This is a genomic window from Saccharomonospora sp., from assembly GCF_027317685.1.
GTDB lineage: Bacteria > Actinomycetota > Actinomycetes > Mycobacteriales > Pseudonocardiaceae > Saccharomonospora.
On the sequence record NZ_DAHVQP010000131.1, the window covers coordinates 1 to 18090 of the forward strand.

The following is an 18090-nucleotide window of genomic DNA, read 5'->3' on the forward strand; positions in this document are numbered from 1 at the left end:
GACGAGCTCCCCCTTCGTCCGCGCGATGCCTTCCTGGGAACCGAACTCCCCCACGTGCGCGCTACCGACGTTGAGCACCACCCCGATCCGCGGCGGTGCGACCGCGGCCAGTTCCGCGATGTGCCCCGGCCCACGCGCCGAGAGTTCGAGTACGAGATGTCGGGTCTCCCGATCGGCGCGCAACGCCGTCCACGGGTGGCCCAGCTCGTTGTTGAACGAACCCGGCGGTGCCACCGTGGGGCCGAGCGGCTCGAGCAACTGTACGATCAGGTCCTTCGTGGACGTCTTGCCCGAAGAGCCGGTGACCCCCACGACCGTGAGACCGGTCTCCGACAGCCGGGTCACGACGTGCCGGGCGAGCGCGGCCAACGCGGCGAGCACAGCGGCACCGGAACCGTCGGTGTCCCCGGTCAGCGCCACGGACCCCTCGTTGGCCTTGCCCGGCGGCAACGGCGGCACGATCACCGCGGGAGCGTCGACCTCGCGCGCCGCGAGCACCCCGGCCGCGCCCGCGGCCACGGCGGAGGCCGCGAAGTCGTGGCCGTCGGCGCGCTCACCCGGCAACGCCACGAACAGTCCACCGTCCGTCAGCTTGCGTGAGTCGAACTCGACCGACCCGGTGATTCGCTCACTGCCGTCAGCACGGTGCAGTCGACCCGAGACGACCTCGGCGATTTCGGCGAGAGTAAGTTCGATCATTGCGTCACACCGAGCCTTTCCCGAATGGCCGCCTCGAGTTCGTCCCGATCGGAGAACGGGTGCACGACGCCGGCCACCTCCTGTCCGCTCTCATGGCCCTTGCCCGCGACGAGGACGACGTCGCCCGCCTCAGCACGCTTCACCGCCTCGGTGATGGCCTCGCGGCGATCACCGATCTCCAGCACCTCGCAGCCCTCGGACGGCCCGACGGCCCGAGCACCGGCCAATATCGCCTCTCTGATGGCCGCGGGATCCTCACTGCGCGGGTTGTCGTCCGTGACGATCACCAGGTCACTCCCGCGTACGGCGGCTTCTCCCATCATGGGGCGCTTGGCCGTGTCGCGATCACCACCGGAGCCGAGAACGGTGATGAGGCGGCCCTCCGTACGCGCGCGCAGTGCCTGCAACGCCTGCGTGACAGCGGCGGGCTTGTGCGCGTAGTCGACCACGGCGGTGAACGGCTGCCCCAGGTAGACGCGCTCCATCCGCCCGGGCACCTCCACCGTGGCGAGCCCTTCGACCACGTCGTCGAGGCCGACCCCGACCGTGTCGAGGATCGCGGCGGCGAGTACGGCGTTGGCCACGTTGAACTCGCCCGGCAGCGGCAACACCGCCTGCGCCTTGCGTCCGTCGGGAGCGTGGAGCACGAACGACTGTTCCCCTCCGGGGGTGAGCGTGATGTCGGTGGCACGCCACCCGGCGTCACTGTCGGGCTCCGTGGACACCGTCACGGTCCGCGGCGTGACCAGTGTCTGTCCCCAGGCGCTGTCGACCACGACCACCTCATGGGTGGAACGGCCGTCGAACAACAGCGATTTGGCGGAGAAGTAGTCCTCCATGTCGCGGTGGAAGTCCAGATGGTCCTGGGACAGGTTCGTGAAAGCCCCCACGGTGAAACGCGTGCCGTTCACCCTGCCCAACGCCAAGGCGTGACTGGACACCTCCATCGCCACGTGTGTGACCCCACGCTCGACCATGTCGGCGAACAGGGCCTGCAGGTCGGGCGCCTCGGGAGTCGTGAACGCGCTCGCCAGACGTTCGGCGCCGATCCGGGTCTCCACCGTGCCGATCAGCCCGGTGTGGTAGCCGGCCACCCGCAGGCCGGACTCCACGAAGTAACTCGTCGTCGTCTTACCCGATGTGCCCGTGATGCCGAGCACCGACAACGTCAGCGAAGGCTCTCCGTAGATCCACGCCGCGACGGCCCCGAGCACTCCGCGCGGGTCCGGATGGACGAGCACGGGAAGACCCGAATCCCGCACGGCGGTCCGGGAGGCACCCTCTTCGTCGGTCAGGACGGCCACGGCTCCGCCCGCGACGGCATCGGCCGCGAAGTCCGCGCCGTGCACCCGCGCACCCGGCAGAGCCGCGAACAGGTCCCCGGGAAGCACGTGTTGCGCCCGCAGCGTCGCCCCGGTGACCGCCACGGACTCGGCCACGGCCGGGTCCGCGACGAGCCGCGCATCGGCACGCGCGACGAGCGTCGTCAAGGGAACGGGTTCGATCAGGTGCGGGCGGGGTGGTGAGACGGCGACCCGGGATTGGTTGTCCTGTCGTGATCGTCCCCGCACGAGCGCCTCATCGTTGTTCACAGACACGACGGAAGGTTACCGGCGGGGTTCGCGAGCCGCTGAGCCGCCCGCTCGGCCGTGTACACACAACGCTTCACCCTCTCGGCTCGTCCAGTCCTACCATCCGGTGCGCAGGCGAAAGGCGGGACTCCTCCGAATCAGCGAATACGCCGGACTTCTACGACAATTTTTCACCAACTAGCCGCGAATCCGGGCGGCGACCCCCTACCGTTTTCACATGAGACGACGTCGAACCACACCCACCTCGCTCGCCGTACTGGCCACGGTCACCGTGGTCACCGCGGTCACCGTGGTCACCGCCCCCGCGGCGGCCGCCGACCCCGTCGCACTGCCCGCCGAGCATTTCCGGCTCGCGGAAAGCCCCTACAATCCCACCATCTCCCAACTCGACGAGCTGTTACCCGTCGAATCCTTCTCCGACGTGCTCGCCAGCGCCAACAGAGCGGCCACCGACTGCCCCTCCGGCGCCGAACACCAGGTCGCCGCGTTCTGCTGGAACTCCGGGGACAACGACACCGAGGACTGGTACCCGCAGGGCATCAGCTCCACGGCCGACTCCTACGGCGAAGGCACCTACGAGGGAGAGACGGCCCTGTTCGTCAGCTGGTACTACCGTCACTCCTCCCCCAACAAAGGCGCTCGCATATCCTTTGTGGACTACTCGACGCCGGATGAGCCAGCCTACCGACACGTGTTGTTGGTCGAGCCGTACGTCAACTCGTCGGGACAACCGGACTTCCGGCCCGTCACCGTGCACGCGGGCGGCATCTTCTCCTACGGCCACTTCCTGTACGTGGCCGACACCTGGGGCGGCTTCCGCGCCTTCGACCTCCGCCACATCTGGCGTGTCACGACCGGAGACAAAGACCTGATCGGCCGTCAGCCCGACAGCTCCTATCACGCGTACGACTACCGCTACGCGCTACCACAGGCACACACGTTCACGGCGTCGACCACCGACTCCACGGAGCGACTCCGCTTCTCCGCCGCGTCACTCGACCGCACCAGCACCCCCGACAGTGTCATCGTGCCCGAGTACAACGCCTCCGGAACCGGTACTCGCGTCGTGCGCTTCCCCATCGACTACACCGACCGCAAGTTCAAGGAATCCCCCGACGGGTACACGCACGCCACCGAGGCCTACCGGGTGGACATCGCCAGCATGCAGGGCGCCACGGCCATCGACGACAAGTTCTTCGTCTCGGCCAGCGCGGGCTCGAACGCCCGGGGCTCCTTCTACACGTTCACCGCGACCGATGACCCCACCCAGCACCCCGGCGCACAACCCATAGGCCCGGAGGACCTGTCGTACTGGGGACCGCGCGACCAGTTGTGGGGACTGGCCGAATATCCGGGCCGACGCTCCGTCTACGCCGTCGACCCGTCCGGGTTCTGATCCGGCTTCCGGCCTGTCATCGGTGGGGCGGCGGGAGCGTCGATCTCCCGCAGTCGTCGCGGCCCGGTGTCGGGCCGCGACGGCGGCGGACCCAACACGATGCGGGCGTTGGTGACGAACGCGCCCTCCGGCGAGGCGAGCACGGGGTCGAGTGACAACGACCGCACCTCGGGGTGGTCCTCGGCGAGCGCCGAGACACGCAACATCAAGTCCTGCAACGCGGCGAGATCTGTGGGCTCATCGCCTCGGTAGCCCATGAGCAGCGGCGCGGTGCGAGGCTCCCGCACCAGGGTGGCCGCGTCCACATCCGTCAACGGCACCGCCCGGAACGCCTGATCACCGAGCAGAGCACTCACCACCCCCGACAACGAGAACGACACGAGCGAACCGAACGACGGGTCGTCCTGCAGCCCGATGGTGCACGACACGCCCTTGGGCGCCATGCGCTGCACGTACACCTCCGCACGACCGGAGACCTCACGCAGATCGCGATACGCCACCCGCACCGAGTCCGGTGACGAGAGGTCCAGACGCACCCCCGCGAGGTCGGGCCGGTCCCGCAACGTGTCGTCGAACGCCTTGAGCGTCGTCGGGTAACCGAGCTCGTCGGCGGCCGCCACCGCGTCGTCCTCGCCGGACACCACCCGAAACGGCACGACCTCGATGCCGTAGCAGTCGAGCAACCGCACCATGTCGTCCACCGGCAACACCACGTTGCTCTCGTCCACCATCTCCCGCACCAGGCTCTGAGCACGTTCGACGTGCAACCCCTGCGGCCGCACGACCGTGCCCTGCGGGTGCCGCCGCCACTCGGCATAGCGCGCGACCCTCGCCACCGCGTTCACTGCGCGCTCCGGACTCGGGTACGACGGGATCGACCCGAACGCCACGGTGCCGTCGTCATCGGTGACGGCGAGTTCGTCGGGCACTCCCTCCGCGGCGAGGAACGTCGAGACGATGGGCTTATCCGGAGTGGGAGAGGCGGCCAGCACCGTCTCGCGCAACGCGCGCGCGTACGCGGTACCCGGCGTGGCCACCGGCGGCACGAACACGACGACGAGCGCGTCCACGTCGGGCGACGCCAGGGCCCGCCCCACCGCGGCGGCGAAATCCTCCGGCGGCGCCTGCGAACCGATGTCCACGGGTTCGATGCCGAGGCTCAGCCCCTGTGCCCGCGCCGTGTCGGCCGCGAGCAGTGCGATCGCAGCCGAGTTGCCGACGATCCCGATCCGGGAACCCTCGGGCAACGGCTGGTTGGCGAACACCAGCGCCGTGTCGAACAACTGTGCCAGCGTGTCCACGCGCACCACACCGGCCTGCTCGAACAACGCCTGGACACTCGACTCGTCGATCTCGGTGGAGGTCGCCGCGAGCTGTGGGCGTACCGCGTGCCTGCCCGACTTCACCGCCACGATCGGCTTACTCCGCGCCAGCCGTCGCGCCAACCGCGCGAACTTACGCGGGTTACCGAACGACTCCAAGTACAGCAACACCACATCGGTGCGCGGATCGGTCTCCCAGTACTGCAACAGGTCGTTGCCGGACACATCGGCGCGGTTACCGGCGGAGACGAACGTGGACAAACCCAGGCCACGCGCCTCGGCGTCGGCGAGGATCGCGATACCCAACGCCCCCGACTGGCAGAAGAACCCCGTGCGCCCACGCCGTGGCAACCTCGGCGCCAACGTGGCGTTGAGGCGCACCGCCGGATCGGTGTTGAGCACGCCGAGCGCGTTCGGTCCCACCACGCGCATTCCGTGCGCCCGAGCCGCCTTCACCAGCCGCAGCTCGGCATGCAACCCGTGCGGCCCGGCCTCGGCGAACCCGGCCGAGACGATCACCAACGCCTGGACACCCTTGGTCAGCGCACCGTCGAGCACCGCCTCCACCTCGTTGGCCGGCACGGCCACGACGGCCAGATCGACCGGACCCGGAATCTCCAGCACCGACTTGTAGGCACGCACCCCCCGCACCGACACGTGCTCGGGGTTCACCGGGTACACCGGGCCGGTGAAATCCGCGGCCAGCAGGTTCGACAACACCGCGTAGCCGACCTTGGTGGAGTCCGTGGAGGCGCCGATCACCGCCACCGAACGCGGATGCAGCAGGTTGTGCACACTGCGCGCCTCCGCCGCCTGTTCCCTGGCCCTCGCCACGGCCAGCGACTCCTCGGTGGGGTCGATGTCGAGCTCCAAGTGCAGCAGCCCCTCCTCGAAAGCCCGGCTCACCCGGTAACCCGCGTCCCGGAACACCCTCGTCATCGCCGTGTTCTCGGTCAAAACCTCGGCCACGAACCGGCGCAACCCGCACTCCGAGGCCGCCGCCGCGAGATGTTCGAGCAGGATCGAACCCAACCCCCGCCCCTGGTGCGCGTCGTCCACCACGAACGCCACCTCCGCCGAGGCCTCGTCGATGCGCTCGTAACGACCGACCGCCACGATGTCGTCGCCCAGCAACGCCACGAACGCCACCCGATCGTGGTGGTCGACCGTGGTGAACCGCTTCAAATCCCGTGCCGGAATGCGCGGATAGGCCCCGAAATAACGCAGGTACCGAGTACGTTCGGACAACCGAGCGTGCAAGGCCACGATGCGCTCGGCGTCGGTGGGCACGATCGGCCGCAGGTGTACCGTCCTGCCGTCGACCAGCACGACGTCGGCCTCCCAACGCCGGGGATAGTCGAACGGGTCACGCGCCCCCGTCTTCTCGCCCTCCGGCACATCCCCCGCTGCGCCATCAGCCATCGGGGCCATGTGTTCCACCTCAGTCCCTCGGGTCGTAGGGGTCCAATCCATGCATCGGGAACACCGCCCGGCGCGTGTCCCTGACAGCGATGTCCACGGGCTCGTCGAAGCCGTCGCCCCAGCGAGAGAAAACCGGCTCCGCACCGTCCGAGCTCTCGGTCATGCTCGCGGGCACCTCCGCGTTCGGCGTCATCGCCAGTACCTGTTCGGTCCACGTCCTGGGCAGTGGCGTCCTCGGGTCCACGTCACGATCCAACACCGTGGCCAACAAATGTGTCCACGACCGCGGCACGACCCGGATCAATTGGTAACCACCGCCACCCACGGCCAGCCACCGGCCCTCGGCGTGGGTGTCCGCGAGCTCCCGCAACGTCCGGTAGATGGCACGGTGTCCGTCCACCGTCAACGACAGGTCGGCCAACGGGTCCTCCTCGTGCGAATCCACGCCACACTGCGTCACCAGGATCTGCGGACGGAACGCCGCCAACACCGACGGCACCACCGCGTGGAAAGCCCTCAACCATCCCGCGTCCGTCGTGCCGGGCGGTAAGGGGACGTTGACCGCGCTGCCCGCCGCTTCTCCCTCCCCGACCTCGGACGAGTACCCCGTGCCGGGAAACAACGTGAACGGGTGTTGATGCAGTGAAACGGTGAGCACGCGAGGATCACCGTAGAAGGCGGCTTGCACGCCGTCACCGTGGTGGACATCGGTGTCGACGTAGGCGATGCGGTCGAAACCCTGGTCGAGCAGCCAGGAGATCGCCACCGTGCAGTCGTTGTAGACACAGAATCCCGCGGCGCGGTTCCGCAGGGCGTGATGCAGACCGCCCGCGATACTCACCGCCCGTCGAGCCTTGCCCTCCGCGATGCACCGCGCTCCGAGGAGCGTCGCACCGACCACGAGCGACGAGGCCTCGTGCATGTCGGTGAACACCGGGTTGTCGGGCGTACCCAGTCCGTGGCCGACGTCCCAGCCCGCCATCGGCGCCTGTTTGACCGCCTCCACGTACTCGGCGGTATGTGCGCGGTACAGCTCCTCGGCCTTCACGGCGTCCGGCACCAGCAGCGGCACGTCCTCCAACACGCCGAGCGCGGTAGCCAACCGGATGGTCAGGTCCAGGCGAACGGGATTGAACGGATGGTCGTTGCCCAGGTTGTAGGCGAGGAGTGCGGAATCCCAGACAACGGCCGAGCTCGACATGGCACCCGAGCTTAGGCGTGCACCCCCCGTTCGGCCATGAGTTCCGTCGGTGTTCCTCAGCAGGGTTCGGGGCCCGTGGCGGCCGGCCTGGAGGGATCGGCGACCCAGTTCGACCACGAACCCGCGTACAGGGCCGCGGGCCGCTCGTGACCCGCGAGGTCCAACGCGAGCACGACCGAACAGGCCGTGACTCCCGAACCGCAGTACACCCCCACCGGCGTGCCCGGTTCGACACCGAGTTCGGCGAAGTGCCGCGCCAGTTCCTCCGCCGAACGCCACCGACCGTCCTCGCCGACGTACTCGGTGAACGGAGCGTTGATCGCCCCGGGCACATGCCCCGCCCTCGAGTCCACCGGTTCTGTCTCGCCCGTGTACCGCTGCGGAGCGCGAGCGTCGAGCAACATGCCGTGGCAAGCGATCTCCGCGGCACCGGCGGCGTCGAGTACGGGCAGCGAGCCCGGCCGGAGCACGACATCACCTGGAACCGGCCGGACGACGTCCGCGTCGAGTGGACGCCCCTCCGCCTTCCACGCGGCGAAACCACCGTCGAGTACCGCTACCCGGCTGTGCCCACCCCACCTCAGCAACCACCAGGCCCTCGCCGCCACCGAACCGTCCCCGTCGTCGTAGGCCACCACGGGTCGCGAACCGCTCACCCCGGCGGCACGCAACGTACGCTGCAAGGACGCAGGGTCGGGCAAGGGGTGGCGCCCTTCGGGTCCCGGCTTTCCCGACAGCTCGGTGTCCACGTCCACGAACACGGCTCCCGGCACGTGCTCTTCCTCATAGGAATCACGTCCCGGCGGTCCGGTGAGGCGCCAACGCACGTCGAGCACTGTCGGAGGGTGCTCGGTATTCAGGAGGTCGGCGAGTTCGGCTGTCGAGATGATTTGGCGCATATCCCCTATCCTGCCTGCACCTCCCTGGTACTGGTGGCGCACGGGAATGTCGCTCGCCTGCCCTCAGCACCAGTACCAGCGACTACCATGAGTAAGGCGAACAAAGGGGACAGGCGTGAACGATCTCATCGACACTACCGAGATGTACTTGCGCACCATCTTCGAACTCGAAGAGGAGGGGGTCGTACCGCTGCGCGCCCGCATCGCGGAGCGTCTGCAGCAGAGCGGCCCCACCGTGAGCCAGACGGTGGCGCGCATGGAACGTGACGGATTGGTGATTGTTGCCGACGACCGGCATCTCCAGCTCACAGAGCACGGACGCGAGCTGGCGGTCGCGGTCATGCGTAAGCACCGGCTCGCCGAACGGTTGCTGGTCGACGTCATCGGGCTGGAATGGGAACAGGTGCACAACGAGGCGTGTCGTTGGGAGCACGTGATGAGCGAAGCGGTGGAACGCAAGCTCGTCACGTTGCTCGGGAACCCGACGACGTCGCCGTACGGTAACCCGATTCCGGGTCTGGACAAGCTGGAGGCGGGCGAACCTGCGCCGCCCGCCGAAGCCGACCTGGTCCGCCTCGACGAGATCGCCAAGTCGGGGGGTGGCCTGGTGGAGATCCGGCGCATCGCCGAACACGTACAGCTCGACGAAGAGCTCATGGGCAAGCTGCGGTCGGTCGGCATCGTGCCCGGACGCACGGTGAAGGTCGGCAAGGCCGTCAACGGGGACCCCACCGTCGAGGTGTCCGACGACGTCACATCCGCACGCATTCCCACGTCGGCGCTGCATGCCGTGCTTGCCCAAACCCGGTAGAGAATCGGTACAACCTACCCACGGATTCTTCCGGTCCGTGCCGGCCGGGATCCGAACGGCAGGTGCCGGATCCCGGCCGCACCATCCCTTCGACACTCTCACCGCTCACTCGTCTCGCTACGTCACCGACGACGAACGCACCTGCTCGCATCGGCCCACGGTGACTGGGTAAGACAGCCGGCCGAAACGGCGACATCGTGGCGATGTCAGAAACGCCGACAGACAACGGCGAGCGCCTTCCGTCATCAGCTCCACACACAGCGCAATCGCACCCAGCTCAAGCCACACAACACAACGGCTTCGACACCCACGACACCTCTACGACGACAACCGCCGGCCGTCGACCACCGCACCACGTAGAGCGCCCAGCGGATCACACCAGAGGCTTCGTCGAGCGCGCACAACGTCACAGCTCCACGAGTACCGGGCGCGCCCAGTGACCCCATACGACATCTCACGACGCTTCGCCTACCACCCCGCTCCCTGGGAACATAGATAGTGGGTGCACACTGTCGCCCCGTAGAGACCGAAACGTTTTCCGTTCGAGAAAGGGCCCGCACGAATGCCCACCGAGAGCACGACGTCGAGCACACCCATGAAGCTGGTTGTTACGGGTGGCGCAGGCTATATCGGCAGTGTGTGCACGGCTCGCCTGCTCGAAGCGGGACACGAGGTCACGGTCGTCGACGACCTGTCCACGGGTCACGCCGACGCCGTCCCCGAGGGCGCTCGGTTCGTGCAGGGTGACGCGGCCGAGGTCGCGAGCACGTTGCTCGCCGAAGGTTTCGACGGTGTTCTGCACTTCGCCGCGAAGAGCTTGGTCGGCGAATCGATGCAAGACCCCGGCACCTACTGGCGCGGCAATGTACTCACCTCCCTTCGTCTCCTCGAAGCGATGCGGACACACGGCGTACAGCGGTTGGTGTTCTCCTCCACAGCGGCGACGTACGGCGAGCCGGAGACGACACCGATCCCGGAGACCGCACCCACCGCTCCGACCAACACCTATGGCGCCACCAAGCTCGCCATCGACCACGCCATCACCAGCTACGCGCGTGCCCACGGTCTCTCGGCCGTGAGCCTGCGCTACTTCAATGTCGCGGGCGCCTACGGTCCTTACGGCGAACGGCACACCACGGAGACGCACCTGATCCCGTTGATCCTGCAGGTGGCGACCGGACACCGCGACCAGGTGCACATCTACGGCGACGACTACCCCACCGAGGACGGCACGGCCATCCGGGACTACATCCACGTGGTGGATCTCGCCGACGCGCACCTGCTCGCGCTCACTCACGCCGAACCAGGTACGCACCAGATCTTCAACCTGGGTAACGGAACCGGTTTCTCGGTGCGTCAGGTGATCGACGCCTGCCGTGAGGTCACGGGACATGCCATCCCGGCCGTGGTGTCACAGCGTCGCGCAGGCGACCCCGCCGTTCTGGTGGCCGCCAGCGACAAAGCCCAGCAGGCGCTCGGATGGACTCCGCAGCACACCGACCTGGCGGGCATCGTCGCCGACGCCTGGGAGTTCACTCGCCGGCGTCTGGAGAAGCAGTAGGCGGCCTCCGCGCCTGACCGCTACCCGGGTCGCCGTCCCCATCCCGTGACGGACGAGTACCGGTCCCGAGGCTCTCGGATGGCGCCGTCCAGATCGGGCCCGTGTCACCGGACCGAGCCAGACCGGCGAGTGTCTCCGGCGGCAGGCCATGGTCGAGCGCCTGGCTGAGCAACCGCGACAGCAGGTGGTCGGGGTCGGCGGCCCGCGCGGCCGACAACGCCATTCCGGCGAGGGCACCTTCGCCCCGTACGTAGGCCGAGTACGCCAGCAGGGTCGCCGGCTCGGCGCGTTCGGGCGCGGGCGTGTGCCGGGTCAGCAGGAGCCACACGCGTTCCGCTGTGATGGAGTGGGCGCTGCCGACGGGGACAGCCATGGCCAGGCAGGCGTCACGGACAGCCGGCAACGTGAGGCCGAGCGCCGACTCCACCACCTCGGTGTCGGACAGCGTCGGTGTTCCCTCCCACGCCCGTGTCAATATCCCGCGAATCGCCGCACGTCCTCGGCTGAGCGCCGCCGGTTCCTCGAGGCCACCCGTGGTGACCCGGCGGTTGAGCATCACCGCCCTGCGAGCGAGGACATCGCTCCCCACGGGATCGAGCTGACGTTGCATGGCGGCCCGACTGCTGTGGGTCACCAGTCCGGCGTGGGTGGTCACAGCCGCCAGCACCGTGCTTCGCGGGTCGGGCAGATGTCCCGCGCAACAGTCGTCGTCATAGCACTTCCACGGGGCGCCCGCCCGTATCGCGGGCACCCAGAGGGCGTGCTGCACAGGTGTTCCCGCGCGGCCGAAGACATCTTTGACTGCGGCGACGACGGCGCCCGCAGGTGGGCCCGTCGTGCCGGTCATCCGCCGTCCTCCCACGACAACGACGGTGACGGCGACCGAGGCGTGCGCCAGCGGGTCCACCATCTGCGCGGCCAACGCGGTCTCGCCTCCGGGCAGGGGCAGATCGGCTCTCACGATGTTGCCGATGTGCGTTCCCGCCTCTCCCCGGTGGCCGATCAGCACCACCGAATCACTGGGTTCGAAGCCCAGCAAATGAGGTGTGGCCGCAAGCAGGTCCCCCGGGTCCCTGAGGTCGATCGTGGTTGTGTCCGTCGTGTTGCCCGTCGAATTCGGGCCCATCGTGGAAGCCATGTCTCCACAATGGGCCCGAAAGGAACGGTTTCGGGGACGCAGCCGGAATCTGTGGACGGTTCGACCCCAATGTGGACAACCGGGGCCGCATCAGCCCCGATGCCGCTGAATTGTCGGCAGGGTGTGCTATGCGCACTCGTCAGCGACGAGGGAACGCCTGCCGCACCGCCGCCTCGCCACCCACCACGGGCAACGTCACCTTCGACCTGGTCAACTCCAACCCCACACCCGTGCCGGGGCTCGGCCGCAGGGTGAAGTCGTGGTCACTGGACAGCAGCACGAACTCCAACCGGTGTCCCCTGTCCAGCACGTAGTCCTGGGGCTGGAGTTCGAACGTGAGCCGATACGGCACACCGGGCCGTATCGGCTGTGTGCGCGAGTCGCTGTTCCGGTTCTGCGGGTCGGCCCAACCACGAGTGATGACGTGGGAACTGCCGTCCGGGGCTCGGTCCACGAGAACGGCCGTCACGTTGGCCGCGGGACGATCGAACATCAGCCGCAGGCGCACCGACGGGGTGCCGCTCACCCGGACCGGTGTACGGGCGGCCTCGGTGGCATAGGAGAGCCGGTGTTCCGACGACGACGCGTCCACCAACTCCTCCACCGTCTTACGCGCGTCGTCGGTCAACCACTCGAACACGGGCCTGCCCCGGGACGGTCCGGTGCCCAACCCACCGCGCTCATCGCCACCCGGACGCAACGACAACGTGGCGTCCTGCGCGCCCGGAGCCGGCCAGTCGGTCTCCTCGGTCCACGAGCCGTCCTCACGCTGGATCGTGGCTCTCGGCTCGTTCTCCACACCGTTGTCGACGTCGTACAAGTAGCGGCTGAACCAACGGTTCAAAGTGGTGAGCCACTGCTCCTTGTGCAACGAGTACGGGTCGGTGTGCCCGGATTGGTGCAGCCAGATCTTGCGTTCCACGCCGTGTTCGGCGAGCGCGGCGTACCACTCGGCAACCTGGCTGACGGTCACGTTCCAGTCGTCCAATCCGTGTACCGCGAGCACGGACGCGTCGATCCGGTGCACGTCGTCCAGGTAGTTCCGTTCGTGCCAGAAGTCGTTGTAGTCACCTGTGAGCCGGTCCTGTTCCGACGCCAGCCGGTCGATGACCGGGCGGCAGATCTCCTGATCGGCCCGCGTGTAGACGTACTCGGCTAGCACATCGCTGTCCTCGCCCTGGTATCCGCCGGGTGCCACCACTGCGCCGTTCTCGCGGTAGTAGTCGTACCAGCTGGAAATCGCGGCGATCGGGACGATGGTCTCCAGCCCTTCGACACCGGTGGTGGCGACGGCATTGGGTAGTGTGCCGTTGTAGGACACACCCATCATGGCGGTCCGCCCCGTGGTCCAGTCGGCGTCGACCTCGGTACCGCCCGCGTCACGTGCCTGCGCACGCCCGTTCAGCCAGTCGATGACCGACTTCGCCCCGAGGGTCTCGTTCTCCCCGCCGATGGTGGGGCAGCCGGTGGACTGCCCCGTGCCGAGCGATTCGGCGTACACGACCGCGAAGCCGCGCGCCAGGAAATAGTCCTGGTAATGCCACGTGATCTCGGCGGACGGCCGCGTCGGCACATACAGCTCACGATCGACGTCGTGGTTGGTGACCGGGTTACCACCCGCGAAGTAAGGGCTGGCCTGGTACACCACCGGTACCCGCAGGCCCTCTTCCGTTTCCCGAGGCCGCACGATCTCGACGTGCACCACGTCCTCGACCCCGTCGTGATCACTGTCCACACCGGCCTCGACCCAGACGTCCTCCCTCACGACGTCGGAAGGGTCGTACACGGGCTGCGCCTGTCCGTCCACGAAGACGGGTTCCCGGACGGGATCGGCAGCCGCGTTCACAGCGACCAGCGGCAGCACCACCACGGTGGCGGCCATCATCATCGACACACGCTTGAGCCTCACGAAGCCCCCAGATCGGACGGCGGCGAAAAGATTGGTGTTGACCTTTATCCCAGGCACCGTCCCTGTCAAGCAGAGATCGACACGTTCCGACGAACGCCGGGCAGGGTTTTACCGAGAGGATGGGTCGGGGATCACCGTTTCACATGACCTCCACCCTCGGTCGAGTGACCCAAACGCCATACCAGTCACTTTGCGTGTCGCCCCTGGTGTCGAGCAGGACGTCGCCGTCCGGAAGACACCGAGCAGGCTGGCAGACTGGCCGCCATGAACGAGCTTGACCCGAGTGTGGAGTCGGATCCGCACCATTGGCTGGAAGACGTCATCGGCGAGGCCGCCCTCGAATGGGTGCGAGGGCACAACGCCGAGGCCGTGCGCCGCTACGCCGAGGGCGACCGTTTCGAACGGCTTCGCGACGAATTGCGCGAGGTGCTCGACGCGGACACCCGCATCCCGTACGTGCGCCGTCGTGGCGAGTACCTCTACAACTTCTGGCGTGACGCCGACCATCCCCGAGGTGTGTGGCGGCGCACCACCCTGGATTCCTACCGTACTCCGAAGCCCGAGTGGGACGTCCTCCTCGACATCGACGAACTGGCGGCGAAGGAGGACGAGAACTGGGTGTGGCAGGGCGCCGTCGTGCTGCGTCCGAGCTTTCGCCGGTGTCTGGTGGAACTGTCCCGAGGCGGCGCCGATGCCACCGTGGTACGGGAGTTCGACCTCGAGCGGCGCGAGTTCGTCGACGACGGCTTCACCCTGCCCGAGGCGAAGAGCTCGGTGTGCTGGATCGACGAGGACCGCGTCTACGTCGGCACGGATTTCGGTGAAGGCTCGCTGACCAGCTCCGGTTATCCTCGGCTGGTCAAGGAATGGCGTCGGGGAACCCCGCTGGAGGATGCCACCCTCGTGTTCGAGGGCAAGCCCGAGGACGTGTCCGTGCGAGCCGTGCACGATCCGACCCCGGGCTGGGAACGCGACGTCATCCGCCGTGCCGTCGACTTCTACTGCTCCGAGGTGTACCTGCGCACCGACACCGGGTTCGTGAAGATCGACGTACCTGACGACGCCGTGCCGACGTTGCACCGCGAATGGCTGCTCGTACGCACTCGGAGTCCGTGGACGCTCGAAGGCACGCGGTACCCGGCCGGAACTTTGCTGGCTGCCAGGTTGGACGACTTCCTCGCCGGTGACCGGTCGATGACCGTGCTGTTCGAGCCCGATGCGCACACGTCGTTGGACTACTACGCCTGGACGCGCAACCACCTGCTGCTGGGCACACTCGTGGACGTGACGACCCGGATCCGGGTACTCACGCCCGGCGCCGGCGGCTGGACCGACGAGCCGCTGAGCAGCGCCGTCGAGCCCGGTACCGTCGTCGACTTGGTCGCAACCGACCCCGACGACAGCGACGAGTTCTTCCTCGAGACCACCGGATACCTCGACCCGCCCGCGCTGTCACGTGGTGAGATCGGCGGCGAACTGGAGACGGTGAAGAGCACCCCCGCGTTCTTCGACGCCGGGGATCTCGGTGTCGAACAGCACTTCGCCACCTCCGACGACGGCACCCGCATTCCCTACTTCGTCGTCGGACCTCGCGAGCGGACTTCGGCCTCGCCGACTCTGCTGACCGGGTACGGCGGGTTCGAGGTGTCGCTGACCCCGTCGTACAGCGGCGTCGTCGGCCGTGGCTGGCTCGCCCGCGGCGGGACGTATGTGGTGGCCAATCTCCGCGGTGGCGGCGAGTACGGCCCGGACTGGCACAACCAAGTGGTCAAGACCAACCGGCTGCGGGTGTACGAGGACTTCGCCGCGGTGGCACGGGATCTCGTGGCACGCGGTATCACGACCCCACAACTGCTCGGTGTGCAAGGCGGCAGCAACGGCGGTCTCCTGACCGGCGTGATGCTGACCCGGTACCCGGAACTCGTCGGTGCGGTGGTCAGCCAGGTGCCGCTGCTGGACATGCGCCGGTACCACCGACTGTTGGCCGGGGCATCGTGGATGGCCGAGTACGGCGATCCCGACAACCCGGAGGAATGGGCTTACCTTCGGCAGTACTCGCCGTACCACAACGTCCACAGTGACCGGACGTATCCACCCACGCTGTTCGTGACGTCCACTCGCGACGATCGAGTGCATCCCGCTCACGCCCGGAAGATGATGGCGAAGATGCACGCCGACGGCCACGATGTCGCCTATTACGAGAACATCGAGGGCGGCCACGGCGCGGCCGCCGACAACGCCCAAATGGCGTTCAAGTGGGCGTTGGTATTCGAGTTCCTGTGGCAGCGACTCACCGAAGAGGACGCACCCGCGCGTCGAGGTAGTCCTGAAACGTGATCGTGCCCGCGGCATTCGCGGGCGTCAGATGATGGCCCGCGCGATAGGCCTCGTACACGGAACCGAAGAGCCTGATCGGGCGGATACGACGACGTCGTCCGGTGGCCTCCAGATACCACCGCGCCAGGCGGGGCGCGGCAACGATCTCGGGCCCACCCAGATCGGGCACCCGTCCGGCAGGGCGCGCGGCGGCCAGTTCGGCCAGCCGCGCGCCCGCCTCGGCGGCAGCGATCGGTTGCATGGCGATGTCCGGGATCAAGGCCAGCGGCGGGCGCGTCAACCCGTTCAGCAGGCGCACGACGAGCTCGTGGAACTGGGTGGCCCGAAGGATCGTCCACGGCAACCCGCAGTCCTCGACGAGTCGTTCGGTTTCGAGTTTGGCCTGGTAGTACCGAAGCGGTATGCGGTCGACCCCGACGATCGAGATGTAGACCAGGTGGCCGCAACCCGCGCCGCGGGCGGCGTCGAACACCCGACCGCCCAGGTCCACGTCACCACCCTGCTGGCCGGCGAGTCTGGTCGCGCAGTGCACGACTGTGTCGGCCCCTTCGAAGGCAGCGCGAAGCGCGACGGGTGAGTGGTAGTCGACTCGGACCGTCCTGACTCGGTCCCGCACCGACGGTGGCGCCTTCCGGCTCGTGATGACCACGTCGTGTCCATCGGCCTGGAGACCGCGCACGACCTCGCGACCGAGCGTGCCGGTTCCTCCGGTCACAACCACCGTGCTCATCGGCGCTCCCTTGGCGGGTGGCTCGTCCTCGACTTTCACTGTGGCACAGGACGCGGGGCTTCGCCTCCGCAACGAACCCGTCCAATCCGCCGCTTCCCTGAAAGACCGGTCTCCGCGACACCCTTTCCGAGACGACGAGGGGAGCCGACCCTCGCGGCCGGCTCCCCTCACGGTTCCTTCGAAGAACCGTCAGCTGCAGCCAGAGGTGGCGCCGCAGCCCTCACACGCGTAGCAAGAACCCGCGGGACGCATCTTCGTACCGCACGTCATGCACAGCGGTGCGTCAGCCTCCTTACCGAGCTGCAACTCCACCAGTTCGGTGGTCGTGTGCGCCTCCCGGCGTGGCTCCTTCGGCGTTTCGTCGTCGGACGAGTCGGAGTCGTCCTCCTCGACCTTGCGCTGCCCGGTCTCGACGGTGCTGCGCAAAGCCTCCAGGTCGACGTTCGGTTCCGTCGTCGACGAGCCGTAGTCGCTGTCGGCCTGCGCCGCGCGCTCATCGGCCGTGAAGATGCCCAGTTGAGCACGCTTCTCGTACGGCAGATAGTCCAGCGCGAGCCTGCGGAACAGGTAGTCGAGGACGCTCGTCGCCATGCGGACGTCCGGATCGTCGGTCATGCCCGCGGGCTCGAAGCGCAGGTTCTGGAACTTCTGCACGTAGAACTCGAGCGGGATGCCGTACTGCAGACCCACCGAGATCGACATGGAGAAGGCATCCATTACCCCGGCCAGGGTGGACCCCTGCTTACCCAGCTTGACGAAGATCTCACCGAGACCGTCGTCCGGGTACGACCCGGCGATCAGGTACCCTTCGGCCCCGCCCACGGTGAACGAAACCGTCTGGCTCGGCCGCTTCTTCGGCAGCCGCTTACGCACCGGGCGGTACTCGACCACCTTCTCGGGTTCGGCCTTGGCCTCGGACTTCTCCTTCTTGCCCGTCGACAGCGGCTGGCCCACCTTGCAGTTGTCGCGGTAGATGGCCAATGCCTTAAGACCCAACTTCCAGCCCTGGAAGTAGATCTCCTCCACGTCCTCGACGGTGGCCGACTCCGGCATGTTGACCGTCTTGGAGATCG

12 protein-coding genes and 1 pseudogene are annotated in these 18090 nt (G+C 67.8%); 4 read left to right on the forward strand and 9 right to left on the reverse strand.

Annotated features, from left to right (window positions below):
- Both M7H19_RS15820 and M7H19_RS15825 read right to left on the reverse strand, forming a co-directional pair.
- Positions 1 to 699, reverse strand: a 699-nt coding sequence (locus M7H19_RS15820) for a Mur ligase family protein (RefSeq protein ID WP_298182159.1), incomplete at its 3' end; no start/stop codon positions are given.
- The gene (locus M7H19_RS15825) at positions 696 to 2270 is read right to left on the reverse strand and encodes a UDP-N-acetylmuramoyl-L-alanyl-D-glutamate--2,6-diaminopimelate ligase (RefSeq protein ID WP_298182176.1); all 1575 of its coding nucleotides are present in this window, start codon (positions 2268 to 2270) and stop codon (positions 696 to 698) included. The genes M7H19_RS15820 and M7H19_RS15825, both read right to left, overlap by 4 nt.
- 238 nt (positions 2271 to 2508) lie before the next feature.
- Here M7H19_RS15825 and M7H19_RS15830 point away from each other — a divergent pair, with 238 nt between their 5' ends.
- Positions 2509 to 3687: a hypothetical protein gene (locus M7H19_RS15830; RefSeq protein WP_298182161.1), complete on the forward strand. Its 1179-nt coding sequence runs from the start codon at positions 2509 to 2511 to the stop codon at positions 3685 to 3687.
- On the opposite strand, the gene M7H19_RS15835 is transcribed toward M7H19_RS15830, so the two are convergent.
- From M7H19_RS15835 to M7H19_RS15845, 3 genes are read right to left on the reverse strand one after another with little or no spacing between them, the layout of a single operon-like run.
- The gene (locus M7H19_RS15835; protein ID WP_298182162.1) at positions 3660 to 6440 is read right to left on the reverse strand and encodes a bifunctional GNAT family N-acetyltransferase/acetate--CoA ligase family protein; all 2781 of its coding nucleotides are present in this window, start codon (positions 6438 to 6440) and stop codon (positions 3660 to 3662) included. The two genes, M7H19_RS15830 and M7H19_RS15835, sit on opposite strands and share 28 nt — an antisense overlap.
- Before the next feature lie 10 nt (positions 6441 to 6450).
- Positions 6451 to 7632 carry an acetoin utilization protein AcuC gene (locus M7H19_RS15840; protein WP_298182163.1) on the reverse strand — a complete coding sequence of 394 codons (1182 nt, stop codon included), beginning with the start codon at positions 7630 to 7632 and terminating at the stop codon, positions 6451 to 6453.
- A 56-nt stretch (positions 7633 to 7688) separates the two neighbouring features.
- Positions 7689 to 8531 (reverse strand): sulfurtransferase, encoded by an 843-nt coding sequence (locus M7H19_RS15845; RefSeq protein ID WP_298182164.1) that lies wholly within the window; start codon positions 8529 to 8531, stop codon positions 7689 to 7691.
- Positions 8532 to 8646: 115 nt separating this feature from the next.
- On the opposite strand from M7H19_RS15845, the gene M7H19_RS15850 reads away from it, so the two are divergent.
- Both M7H19_RS15850 and galE read left to right on the forward strand, forming a co-directional pair.
- Complete coding sequence (locus M7H19_RS15850) at positions 8647 to 9342, forward strand: metal-dependent transcriptional regulator (protein ID WP_298182166.1); 696 nt, start codon at positions 8647 to 8649, stop codon at positions 9340 to 9342.
- A 562-nt stretch (positions 9343 to 9904) separates the two neighbouring features.
- The gene (galE, locus tag M7H19_RS15855) at positions 9905 to 10903 is read left to right on the forward strand and encodes a UDP-glucose 4-epimerase GalE (RefSeq protein WP_298182168.1); all 999 of its coding nucleotides are present in this window, start codon (positions 9905 to 9907) and stop codon (positions 10901 to 10903) included.
- Here galE and M7H19_RS15860 read toward each other — a convergent pair.
- Both M7H19_RS15860 and M7H19_RS15865 read right to left on the reverse strand, forming a co-directional pair.
- Complete coding sequence (locus M7H19_RS15860) at positions 10875 to 12041, reverse strand: DUF4192 domain-containing protein (protein ID WP_298182170.1); 1167 nt, start codon at positions 12039 to 12041, stop codon at positions 10875 to 10877. The genes galE and M7H19_RS15860 overlap by 29 nt on opposite strands.
- Before the next feature lie 139 nt (positions 12042 to 12180).
- A complete protein-coding gene (locus M7H19_RS15865) occupies positions 12181 to 13929 on the reverse strand; it encodes a Xaa-Pro dipeptidyl-peptidase (RefSeq protein WP_298182179.1) in 1749 nt (582 codons plus the stop codon).
- Positions 13930 to 14214: 285 nt separating this feature from the next.
- On the opposite strand from M7H19_RS15865, the gene M7H19_RS15870 reads away from it, so the two are divergent.
- Positions 14215 to 16287 (forward strand): prolyl oligopeptidase family serine peptidase, encoded by a 2073-nt coding sequence (locus tag M7H19_RS15870; protein WP_298182172.1) that lies wholly within the window; start codon positions 14215 to 14217, stop codon positions 16285 to 16287.
- Here the strand turns inward: M7H19_RS15870 and M7H19_RS15875 are convergent.
- Positions 16241 to 17017, reverse strand: coding sequence for an NAD(P)H-binding protein (locus M7H19_RS15875; RefSeq protein ID WP_298182174.1), 777 nt, complete (start codon positions 17015 to 17017; stop codon positions 16241 to 16243). The genes M7H19_RS15870 and M7H19_RS15875 overlap by 47 nt on opposite strands.
- A gap of 189 nt (positions 17018 to 17206) precedes the next feature.
- Positions 17207 to 18090: pseudogene (locus M7H19_RS15880) on the reverse strand (vitamin B12-dependent ribonucleotide reductase); the annotation flags it as partial.

Excerpts from the sequence above, each read along its gene's own strand:
- M7H19_RS15830 (WP_298182161.1), top strand. The coding sequence starts at position 2,509 with ATGAGACGACGTCGAACCACACCCACCTCGCTCGCCGTACTGGCCACG.
- galE (WP_298182168.1), top strand. The coding sequence starts at position 9,905 with ATGCCCACCGAGAGCACGACGTCGAGCACACCCATGAAGCTGGTTGTT.
- M7H19_RS15835 (WP_298182162.1), bottom strand. The coding sequence starts at position 6,440 with ATGGCCCCGATGGCTGATGGCGCAGCGGGGGATGTGCCGGAGGGCGAG.
- M7H19_RS15875 (WP_298182174.1), bottom strand. The coding sequence starts at position 17,017 with ATGAGCACGGTGGTTGTGACCGGAGGAACCGGCACGCTCGGTCGCGAG.
- M7H19_RS15845 (WP_298182164.1), bottom strand. The coding sequence starts at position 8,531 with ATGCGCCAAATCATCTCGACAGCCGAACTCGCCGACCTCCTGAATACC.
- M7H19_RS15865 (WP_298182179.1), bottom strand. The coding sequence starts at position 13,929 with ATGATGATGGCCGCCACCGTGGTGGTGCTGCCGCTGGTCGCTGTGAAC.
- M7H19_RS15840 (WP_298182163.1), bottom strand. The coding sequence starts at position 7,632 with ATGTCGAGCTCGGCCGTTGTCTGGGATTCCGCACTCCTCGCCTACAAC.
- M7H19_RS15860 (WP_298182170.1), bottom strand. The coding sequence starts at position 12,041 with ATGGCTTCCACGATGGGCCCGAATTCGACGGGCAACACGACGGACACA.
- M7H19_RS15870 (WP_298182172.1), top strand. The coding sequence starts at position 14,215 with ATGAACGAGCTTGACCCGAGTGTGGAGTCGGATCCGCACCATTGGCTG.